Here is a 9,389-nt window from a genome sequence, read left to right as displayed (position 1 = left end):
CAGAAGGGGCTGATGCTGCCACCGGGAATGTCCTTCAACGCTGTCAGCGCCAAGGCTCTCGAAGCTCACGAACGCTCAACTCTGCCCAAGTCCTTCTGGAACTGGACCGAGATGCTGCATCCGGGAAGAACGGACAGACCCCCTACACCCGAACACGAACCTCCTCTACGGACTCAAGGAAGCTCTGCGCATTCTCAACGAGGAGGGAATGGACAACGTCTTCGCCCGCCATATCCGCTTCGGCGAGGCAACCCGGGCAGCGGTAGAAGCGTGGGGCTCGAGGTGCTGTGCACGAACGAGAACGAACACTCACCGTCCTCACCGCCGTGCTCATGCCCGAGGGCTTCGACGCCGACGAAATGAGGGGAATCATCCTTGAGAGGTTCAACATGTCTCTGGGGCGGGACTGTCGAAACTCAAGGGAAAGATCTTCCGGATCGGCCACCTCGGCGATCTCAGCGATCTGACTCTGGCCGGAACCCTCTCCGGCGTGCAGATGGGCCTGCAGCTGGCAGGCATCAAGGTCGATCCTTCGGGCGTGGAGGCCGTGCTCGACATCCCGGGACACGTGAGGGGCGGCCCCACCTGCACAGCAACGCTTCACTCAATGAGTCAGCCTCCGCACGATCGATTGGTGAGAAGACAATGGGCGACTTCATCGCAGACCTGACCCACAGCATTGCAGGCACGGTCGACACCTCGGCGCGCAGGCGAGCCGAATACGCGGTCGACGCCTCGAACTACCGCGTGCCGCGCGGGCCGTCGTCTTCCCGACGACGACGGCCGATGTGCGCTGCCATCCTCGACGTGGCACGGTCCCATAGCGTGCCGATCACCTCCCGCGTGGAGGCACGTCTCAGGCAGGCAATGCCATCGGAACCGGAGTCGTCATCGACTTCTCCCGGCACCTCAATCGGGTCCTCGACATCGACCCCGTCGCCAAGACCGCACGTGTTGAGCCCGGTGTTCTCATGAGCGATCTGCAGAAGGCCGGTGCCCCGCACGGTCTGCGCTTCCGACCCGATCCGTCGACGAAGAACCGGGCCACGATCGCGGGCATGATCGGCACACAACTCCTGCGGACCACACGCGATCTCCGCGGGACGCACCGTTGACAACGTCGTCGAACTCGACGTCATCGATGGGCTGGGACGACGCTTCACCGCTGGAGAAGGACTCGACCCAGTACCCGGGCTGTCCGATCTTGCGTCGAGCCACCTCGGCGTCATCCGCACCGAATTCGGCCGCTTCAGCCGACAGGCCTCGGCCTATGCGCTGGAACACCTGCTGCCGGAGAACGGGCCCAATCTCGCGCGGTTCCTCGTCGGCAGCGAGGGCACTCTGACGACGACGATGGAAGCCGTGGTGTCCCTCGGGGACGTGCCGAACTCACCGACCGTCCTGGCCCTGGGCTACCCGGACATGTTCGTCGCCGCCGACGCGGTCCCACGAGTCCTGCCCCACGGACCACTTGCCGTCGAAGGCATCGACTCCCGCCTCATGGACATGGTCCGCGCCCACAAGGGCAAGGACGCGGTACCGGAACTGCCCGCTGGTTCCGGGTGGCTGCTCATCGAGGTCGCCGGAGCCACCGCCGCCGAGGCTGTTGCGAACGCCCAGGTCATCGCCGACGATTCGGGCACAGATTCCTACCGGATCATTCCCGCCGGCCCAGAGGCCTCGACTCTGTGGGGCATCCGGGCCGACGCCGGGGGACTGGCCGGCCGCACCGAGAAGGGCGACCCGGCCTGGACAGGATGGGAAGATGCCGCGGTTCCCCCGGACGTCCTCGGCGACTACCTGCGTGAGCAGGACGAGCTGATGAACAGCTACGGGGTCGTCGGACTGCCCTATGGCCATTTCGGCGACGGGTGCGTGCACATGCGCACGAACTTCCCCTTCGACCAGCCGGGGGCACCGAGATCTTCCGCAGCTTCCTCATGGACGCCGGTCGCCTGGTCACCAAGTTCGGAGGATCTGCCTCCGGTGAACACGGTGACGGTCGCGCCCGCTCCGAACTGCTGGCTCTGCAGCACTCCACCGAAGCCGTCACCGCATTGGAACAGGTCAAGCGCCTTTTCGACCCGGAGGCGCTGCTCAACCCCGCGCGTCATCGTCGATCCGCTGCCACTCGACCAGGATCTGCGCCGGCCGCAGGCGATCTCGATCCAGGCGGCAGGCGGGTTCTCCTTCTCCCATGACAAGGGAAGCTTCACCGATGCGGTGCACCGCTGTGTGGGGGTCGGCAAGTGCCGTGCGGATACCACTGGTTCCGGTGGTTTCATGTGCCCGTCCTATCTGGCCACGCGCGATGAGAAGGACAGCACTCGGGGACGCGCCCGCGTGCTTCAGGAGGTCACCAACGGCGGCCTCATCAACGACTGGAACTCCGCAGCCGTGCACGAATCGCTGGACCTGTGCCTGAGCTGCAAGGCGTGTGGCAGCGACTGCCCTGCGGTGTCGACATGGCCCAATACAAGTCGGAAGTCCTCCACCGCACGTACAAGGGAAAGGTCCGACCGCTCTCGCATTACTCGCTGGGTTGGCTGCCCATCTGGGGCAAGGCCCTGACCGCGGTTCCGGGCGTCAGTGCAATCGCGAACGCGGCACTGTCGCTGAGGCCGTTGGCCAAACTCGTGCTGGCAGGTGGCGGGATGGACACCCGGCGCGGCATGGTCAGCTTCAACACTCAGCGCTTCTCCCGCTGGGCGAAGAAGAACGTCACGGAGGCCCAGGCCCGCGACGAACTGGTGGGAGAACACTATGTGCGCAGCTCAACGGTGCAACGCGGACACCGGCCGCAGGTCCTGCTCTGGGCGGACTCATTCTCTGAGTACCTCTCGGATGCCGGGGCCCGAGCGACCGTCGCAGTGCTGGAGGCCGCCGGATTCGAGGTCCTGCTGCCGGAGTCACAGGCATGCTGCGGCCTGACTCTGATCTCCACCGGTCAGCTTGATGCGGCACGGGCCCGGCTGACCCACACCATGGAGGTGCTGGTCCCGTATGCGCAGAAGGGGGTCCCCATCGTCGGCATCGAGCCGAGCTGCACAGCCGTACTGCGTAGCGACCTGAAGGATCTGTTCCCCGATGACACACGGGCCAGCCTGATCGCGGCGCGCACCTCCACCATCGCCGAGGTGCTGGTGGAGTCGGACATCGACGTGCCCGATCTGTCCGGCCGGACCATCGTCGTCCAGCCGCACTGCCATCAGCATTCGGTCATGGGCTTCGCCGCGGATCGAAAGATCCTCGAACGCACCGGGGCCACCATTCGCGAACTGGCAGGGTGCTGCGGGCTGGCAGGCAACTTCGGAATGGAGGCCGGTCACTACGAAGTCTCCGTCGCTGTGGCCGAGAACGCGCTGCTGCCGGGACTGCGTGACGCACCGGAGAACTCGATCTTCCTGGCCGATGGCTACTCGTGCAGAACCCAGGCGAATGATCTGGCCGAGGTGCAGGGCATGACCCTGTCCCAACTGCTGACAGGTGGGGCGGCCAGCGTCGAATATTCCGCTCGAGCGAAGCGATTGCCGGTCGCGAGGACAGAGGCGGGCGCGCCTGCATCGATGATCGGGCGCGCCATGTGAGAAGTGCGCGTGTACTTAGAGCAACATGAGCGTGGAGCTCCTGGTTTCGTGCAGCGCTGAACCAGGTAGCTCGACATCACACCAGAACATCCCACCCTTCAAACATTCTTTTTCATTCCTGTGTCGTGTCGCTGAGGCGGCGGAGGTCCTCGACGACATCTGCGGGCTCGTCCTCGAGAGGCATATCGGCTCTGTCGCCGACGCTGTCGAGGCCGTGCGGGGTATCCGCAAGTGCGCCATCGAAGAGCGCATTGAGATCGATCGTCGCAGGACCGTGCTCCGCAACGAGTTCGAAGGTCTTGCCTGCTGCTTCCGGTGCCGTCACAGCCGAGACGAGCACCTGGGCGAGGCTGTTCGCGGGAGACTGTTCCATCAGAAGGGCCACCTGCATACTGGCGGTCATCCTGGCGGAGGACGAGCTGCTGCTCGTCCGGGCCGTTCTCATCGAACCAGCCGGGTCGCACGATGGTGTATGGCTGGCCGCTGGAGCGGACCAAGCGCTCAGCACGTCGTTTCCAATCGGCTATGTGTGAGGTGTTGTACCAACTGGTTCGTGCAGTGACACCGACTCCGGTCGTCAGCACGATCCGCACCTCACTATGAGCGATCAGGTCCAGCACGTTGCGAACACCGTTGTATTCGACTTGCCGGATCGTCTCCTCGCTCCCCTCAGCGCCATGCGCGAAAATCACCGCGTCCGCGCCCTCGAGAGCCGCACGCATACTCTCGCGATCGGTGAGATCACCCCGAACAGGCTCTACCCCCTCCGGCAGTACAGAAGCTCGAGACGGGGTACGAACAAGTGCCAGTGTGCGATAGCCCTGCCGGAGAGCTTCGGCAGCAACCAGGCGGCCCATGCTGCCGGTCGCTCCGATGATCAGAACAGACGAGATATTCAATGTGTACTCCTTCTCAGTGTGACGGTACTGGTGTCGGCGAAGTTGGCGAGGAGGTCTATGCGCTTCTCGTTCGCTCAACGGGGCGATCAGTTTACAGGCGAATCTGCGATCTGTATGAATGTTAACATTCATACATCGATGAGACATCGGGGTCTGGGCACAGGGACCGAATTGCTCCATCCTCAAGTCCACAAGAGTCAAGAAAGAGGTCGTCAATGGCTACTTCCACGAGCGAGAGAGGGTTTCGACCCGCCTCGCGACTAAGTGAGATACGTCCCTCACCAATCAGAGCCATCTTTGACAAGGCGGCTGAGTTAGAGGCTGACGGTGAAAAGGTCTACCACTTCGAAATCGGGAGACCAGACTTCGATACTCCGGCGACGGTGAAGGAGAGCGCGATAACCGCGCTCAATCGAGGCGATGTCCACTATGGGCCGAATGCTGGGACTCTTGATCTGCGCTCAGCTATTGCTGACGACCTTGCCCAGCGTCGCCTTTTGCACTACGAAGCCGACGGAGAAGTCCTCGTCACAATCGGGGCGAATGAAGCCGTCTTTCTTGCCATCATGGCCTTCTGCGACCCTGGTGACGAAGTGATCATTCCAGTACCGGCCTGGGCCCATTATCGAGAATGCGTGCGCCTTGCAGGAGCGACACCGATACCTGTTGAACTCGATGCCGAAGACAACTACAACCTCGATGTCGAGGCCATCGCTGCGCACGTGACGTCAGCGACGCGAATGGTTGTCATTTGCACTCCGAACAATCCAAGCGGAACCGTGGTCGGCGAGGACGAACTCAATATGCTCAATGACGTACTCAAAGGAACCGACGCGCTGCTTCTCTCAGACGAAATCTATGCTGACCTCATATACGGCGATGCTGTCCACCATTCACCAGCCGCCCTTCCGGACCTACGCGACCGAACGCTGAGCATCGGCGGCTTCGCCAAAGCATTCGCCATGGACGGATGGCGACTGGGATGGCTGGCCGGACCGCGCGAACTCATCACTCCCGCGCTCCGCGTCCGCCAATTCACCACTGTCTGCCCTCCAGCGTTCCTGCAGCCAGCGGCTGCGACGGCTCTTCGCAGTGCCCGAGAGGAGGCCGAGGGCATGCGGGCTGAATTCGAACGTCGCAGGAACGTCGGACTGGAACTGTTGACCGGCATACCTGGCGTCCATGTCACTCGCCCTGATGGTGCCTTCTACCTCTACCTCACCTATGACCCGGCTATTGCCGAACCTGCTGACGAACTTGCGCTGCGCCTGTTGAGCGAGGACAACGTTGCGGTTATCCCTGGCACGGCGTTCGACCCCGAAGGCGGCACGTATGCCCTGAGAATCTCCTACGCCTGTCACGTCGACGACCTACGCGAAGGCCTCACCAGAATCACGCACGCATTGACAACGAAACAAGGAGAGACAAACCGATGACAACCATCACCCACGAGCGGCACCGCTCGGTAATCGATGCCATCACCCGGCTGGAGCCCGACGGTGTCGCATACGTACCAAGCGCCAGCATAGCGCCGATCATCAATGGGCTGCTCTCAGCCGAAGAGGAGGGTACCTTGCCTCTCATCTTCCCCGTCTCTCGTGAAGAGGAAGCCATCGGCATTGTCGGTGCCTATCCCCTTGCCGGAAAATTCGGGGTAATCGTCATGCAAGACAATGGCTTCGGCAACGCGCTCACGGCCCTGACGACTTTCGCGGTCTCGTACCATCTTCCTCTCCTGATCATCGCCAATACCCGTGGCGGCCTGGGCGAGTACAACTCGATGATCCACAATATTTCAGCACCGGTGCCGGAACTGCTCCGCTCGACGAACATCCCTGTCTTCTCACTGGACCGCCGCAACGCTGCAGACGATTGGGCAGCGACGATCGTGGAAGCCGGCAAGCATTCTCAGATGACGTATCGCCCCGTCGTCGTCCTCATGGAATTCTTCGACCACACCGATGAAAAGGCCAAAGCATGAAACGCATCGATGCACTCCGCACCATCATCGAATCCACAGCCAATGAACCCGTTGTTGCCACCTGTGCGGCGACAAGCAGAGAACTGGCCTCAATTGATGACCGCGACAACCATCTCTATCTTCTCGACGCCATGGGCCTCGCGATTTCAGTGGGGAACGGGATAGCACAGTGCATCCAAGCCAACTCGGAAGCGCGATGCTTTGTCATTGAAGGAGACGGCTCGATGCTGATGAATCCTGGAGCTGCACTGACCGCGGGCTATCTCCGACAGGAGAACCTGGTAATCATTGTTCTCGACAATGGCGTCTACGCCTCAACCGCAGGAATCCCAACTCAGGCACGCGACCTCGACCTTGGCGCGATCGCTGAAGCCGCGGGGCTCAGGGTGCTTCGGCCCGAGGGCGAGGCCGAACTTGCGGCAGCCCTGACCGCATCGAGAAATGAGGCGGGCCCGTGGTTCCTTCATGCCCGAATCGAACCTGGCAATGCTGCCTCGACTCCGCTTCTGCTCATGGATCCCGTCATCCTCGGCCAGCGGTTTCAATCGTGGCTGCTCTGCAGAACGGCATCCTGAAACATGTGCCAACAATCTATGAGTCCCACAGGTGAGAATCGATCTTGCGGCTCGCCGCCCAGTTGCACTACACGACTACCTGTGGGCATGTCGCCGTGCACCGGAAACCAGCGTCGATGCATCACAAGAAGGGTGCCGTCGATGGCGAGTCGAAATGGATTTCGACGAGTGAAGCCGGCTCCTCATCGGCGCCGAGATCGGTTCGGAGGCGCTCGAACGCGGTTCTGATGTGATCGCGCACAAGGCCTTCAGCAGCCTCTCCATTGCGGTCCCGGATTGCCGTAAACAGTTCCCAGTGCTCCGAGCTGATTCGAGTGCGATAGTCGTCATGATTGCGTTGTCTTGTCCCTAGGAGCAGTGCAATCTGGGACCGCAGACTCAGCCATACCAATTCGAGCCGACGGTTGCCTGAACGTTCATAGATTGCATCATGGAACGCAATGTCTGCACTCAGCATCTCACGCTGGTTGCCTCGTCGAACAGCGTCGTCAACAGCTTTTGCATGTGACTCGATGAGTAAGAGATCGTCATCAGTTCGATTGGCGATGAGCGCGCGAATGGCGACAAGCTCGATGGCAAAGCGGACGGAGTAGATTTCCTCGAGATCGTGCTCTTCGAACTCGGTGACGAAGGAACCACGATGCCACTCACCCTGCAACAGCCCCTCCTGCCGCAAGATCGTGATGGCGTCCCTTACCGGCCCACGGCTCACAGACAGAACCTTTGCCAACTCGACTTCGTTGATGCGTTCGCCTGGGGAGAGACTGCCGTCAAGAATCGATTCGCGTATTCGGTCAGCGACGTCATCGGACATGCCGCGTCGCTTGAGAGGTTTCTGCATGAGACTTTCCTCGTTGTCACAACGGCTGAATGTGTGTTCGGGTATGAAGTTAACATTACGACACACTAGGACAGTCCGTACACTGCGCCGAATGTTGTGTCCTCTATTGGCCTCGCTGAGTCGTGGGTCCAAAATATTCAGCCGGTGTCCGATCAGGAAGTCTGGAGCTGCAAAATTGTGGCATACGCAGTGGATTCGTCATCTGAGCTGACGAATCCACCGGTTGATTTTGAACTGGATGATGGCTACGAAGCGACATTCTCCTTCGCCTTCGCGCCAGCCTTCCGTGTTCTGAGGTTACGGATCACCGCGGTCACCAATGGGTAGGCGAGGGCGATGAGGGCCGCGACCGTGAGAATGAGCGAAAACGGACGCTGGAACATGATGAAGAGGTTCCCATCGCCCATCGCTGAGGTTTGGACCAGGTACTTCTCCAACAGTGGGCCCAGCACCAGGCCGAGCACGAATGGCGCCGCCGGGAAGTCGAAACGCTTCATGAAGTAACCGAGCAGCCCGGCAAAGAACACGATCCACAGTGTGAATGTGTTGTTTCCCAGAGCGAAGGCACCGACGAAGCTCATCATGAGCACGATGGGGTAGAGGAAGACGTACGGAATCCTGAGAATCTGAGCGAAGACCGGAGCCAGCGGCAGGTTGAGCACCAGCAGGATGAGGTTGCCGAAGAAGAAGCTCACCAGCAGACCCCACACCAGGTCAGGTTCCTGTTGAAAGAGCAGAGGACCGGGCTGGAGTCCGAAGATGACGAAGGCACCCAGCAGCACCGCAGTCGTTCCGCTGCCGGGAATGCCGAGTGCGAGAGTGGGGATGAAGCTCGCATTGGCGGCAGCGTTGTTCGCAGCCTCCGGGGACGCCACAGCCTCCGGGCACCCTTCCCGATGAGATGCTTGAACTTGCTCACCTGCTTCTCCACGCCGTAGGCGAGGAATGTGGCCAGAGTGGCTCCGGCGCCGGGAAGGACACGACGGCAAAGCCCAAGACGGTGCCGCGCGTGGCCGCAGGGGCGGAGCGGGTCAGCTCCTCCTTCGTCACCAGCAGATCCTTGAAACGTGCACGGATGGGTTTCTCACCGCCTCGGCGGATCTGGTGGAGAACCTCACCGACGGCGAAGATTCCGATCATCACGGCAACGAAATCGAGCCCGGAGAGCAGGTTCACGCTGCCGAAGGTGAACCGTGCTGTGGAGAACCCGGATGCCACACCGACCATCGACACGAGGAGTCCTGCTGCGGCCATTGTGATGCCGCGCAGAATGTTCTCGCGGCAAAGGACACGATCGTGGCCATACCCAACAATATGATCGCGAGATTCTCCGCAGGTCCGAAGTTGAGCGCGAAATGTGCGATCGGTTGGGCCAAGGCCATGAGGCCGATGAGCGAGATGATCGCAGCGAAGAAGGACGCCAGGGCGGAGATCGCCAAGGCTGCTCCCGCTCGACCTTTGCGTGCCATCTGATAGCCGTCGAGGGTGAGCACGACGCTCGATGCG

Annotated in this window: 10 protein-coding genes and 2 pseudogenes; 7 read left to right on the top strand and 5 right to left on the bottom strand. The window is 61.3% G+C overall.

The window, feature by feature from the left end:
- The first annotated feature begins 645 nt into the window (after nt 1-645).
- The 4 genes from HX613_RS22795 (at nt 646) to HX613_RS22775 (ending at nt 3,587) form a co-directional block, all read left to right on the top strand.
- The gene (locus HX613_RS22795) at nt 646-975 is read left to right on the top strand and encodes a hypothetical protein (RefSeq protein WP_328284984.1); all 330 of its coding nucleotides are present in this window, start codon (nt 646-648) and stop codon (nt 973-975) included.
- Nucleotides 873-1,115 (top strand): FAD-binding oxidoreductase, encoded by a 243-nt coding sequence (locus tag HX613_RS22790; RefSeq protein ID WP_328284985.1) that lies wholly within the window; start codon nt 873-875, stop codon nt 1,113-1,115. Before HX613_RS22795 ends, HX613_RS22790 begins: the two co-directional genes overlap by 103 nt.
- 250 nt (nt 1,116-1,365) lie before the next feature.
- Nucleotides 1,366-2,571, top strand: a complete 1,206-nt coding sequence (locus tag HX613_RS22785) for an FAD-linked oxidase C-terminal domain-containing protein (RefSeq protein WP_442862613.1) — start codon at nt 1,366-1,368, stop codon at nt 2,569-2,571.
- On the top strand, nt 2,466-3,587 hold the full coding sequence (locus HX613_RS22775) for a (Fe-S)-binding protein (RefSeq protein ID WP_328284982.1): 1,122 nt from the start codon (nt 2,466-2,468) through the stop codon (nt 3,585-3,587). The genes HX613_RS22785 and HX613_RS22775 overlap by 106 nt, the downstream gene beginning before the upstream one ends.
- A 112-nt stretch (nt 3,588-3,699) precedes the next feature.
- Here HX613_RS22775 and HX613_RS17010 read toward each other — a convergent pair whose 3' ends face one another.
- Nucleotides 3,700-3,960 (bottom strand): hypothetical protein, encoded by a 261-nt coding sequence (locus HX613_RS17010; protein ID WP_235346411.1) that lies wholly within the window; start codon nt 3,958-3,960, stop codon nt 3,700-3,702.
- Between the two features lie 40 nt (nt 3,961-4,000).
- Nucleotides 4,001-4,618: pseudogene (locus HX613_RS23085) on the bottom strand (SDR family oxidoreductase); the annotation flags it as partial.
- 83 nt (nt 4,619-4,701) lie between these two features.
- On the opposite strand from HX613_RS23085, the gene HX613_RS17005 reads away from it, so the two are divergent.
- Genes HX613_RS17005 through HX613_RS16995 form a run of 3 tightly spaced genes read left to right on the top strand, consistent with a single transcriptional unit; the run spans nt 4,702 to nt 7,042 of the window.
- Nucleotides 4,702-5,922, top strand: coding sequence for a pyridoxal phosphate-dependent aminotransferase (locus HX613_RS17005; RefSeq protein WP_268826976.1), 1,221 nt, complete (start codon nt 4,702-4,704; stop codon nt 5,920-5,922).
- Nucleotides 5,919-6,467 (top strand): thiamine pyrophosphate-binding protein, encoded by a 549-nt coding sequence (locus tag HX613_RS17000; RefSeq protein WP_235346410.1) that lies wholly within the window; start codon nt 5,919-5,921, stop codon nt 6,465-6,467. Before HX613_RS17005 ends, HX613_RS17000 begins: the two co-directional genes overlap by 4 nt.
- On the top strand, nt 6,464-7,042 hold the full coding sequence (locus tag HX613_RS16995) for a thiamine pyrophosphate-dependent enzyme (protein ID WP_235346394.1): 579 nt from the start codon (nt 6,464-6,466) through the stop codon (nt 7,040-7,042). The genes HX613_RS17000 and HX613_RS16995 overlap by 4 nt, the downstream gene beginning before the upstream one ends.
- A 121-nt stretch (nt 7,043-7,163) precedes the next feature.
- Here the strand turns inward: HX613_RS16995 and HX613_RS16990 are convergent, their stop codons facing one another.
- The 3 genes and pseudogenes from HX613_RS16990 to HX613_RS22320 form a co-directional block, all read right to left on the bottom strand.
- Nucleotides 7,164-7,856, bottom strand: coding sequence for a GntR family transcriptional regulator (locus HX613_RS16990; protein WP_235346409.1), 693 nt, complete (start codon nt 7,854-7,856; stop codon nt 7,164-7,166).
- A gap of 272 nt (nt 7,857-8,128) precedes the next feature.
- Nucleotides 8,129-8,872 carry a tripartite tricarboxylate transporter permease gene (locus tag HX613_RS22325; RefSeq protein WP_268826998.1) on the bottom strand — a complete coding sequence of 248 codons (744 nt, stop codon included), beginning with the start codon at nt 8,870-8,872 and terminating at the stop codon, nt 8,129-8,131.
- Nucleotides 8,799-9,352, bottom strand: a pseudogene (locus HX613_RS22320) (tripartite tricarboxylate transporter permease). Before HX613_RS22320 ends, HX613_RS22325 begins: the two are co-directional and overlap by 74 nt.
- Between the last annotated feature and the right edge of the window lie 37 nt (nt 9,353-9,389).

Source organism: Brevibacterium sp. UCMA 11754 (assembly GCF_021532275.1).
GTDB lineage: Bacteria > Actinomycetota > Actinomycetes > Actinomycetales > Brevibacteriaceae > Brevibacterium.
Note: the sequence above shows the minus strand (reverse complement) of the source record. Positions and strands in the feature narration are given on the sequence as shown.

Coding starts and splice junctions, on each gene's coding strand:
- HX613_RS22795 (WP_328284984.1), top strand. CDS start 646: ATGGGCGACTTCATCGCAGACCTGACCCACAGCATTGCAGGCACGGTC.
- HX613_RS22775 (WP_328284982.1), top strand. CDS start 2,466: ATGGCCCAATACAAGTCGGAAGTCCTCCACCGCACGTACAAGGGAAAG.
- HX613_RS17010 (WP_235346411.1), bottom strand. CDS start 3,960: ATGGAACAGTCTCCCGCGAACAGCCTCGCCCAGGTGCTCGTCTCGGCT.
- HX613_RS17005 (WP_268826976.1), top strand. CDS start 4,702: ATGGCTACTTCCACGAGCGAGAGAGGGTTTCGACCCGCCTCGCGACTA.
- HX613_RS17000 (WP_235346410.1), top strand. CDS start 5,919: ATGACAACCATCACCCACGAGCGGCACCGCTCGGTAATCGATGCCATC.
- HX613_RS16995 (WP_235346394.1), top strand. CDS start 6,464: ATGAAACGCATCGATGCACTCCGCACCATCATCGAATCCACAGCCAAT.
- HX613_RS16990 (WP_235346409.1), bottom strand. CDS start 7,856: ATGTCCGATGACGTCGCTGACCGAATACGCGAATCGATTCTTGACGGC.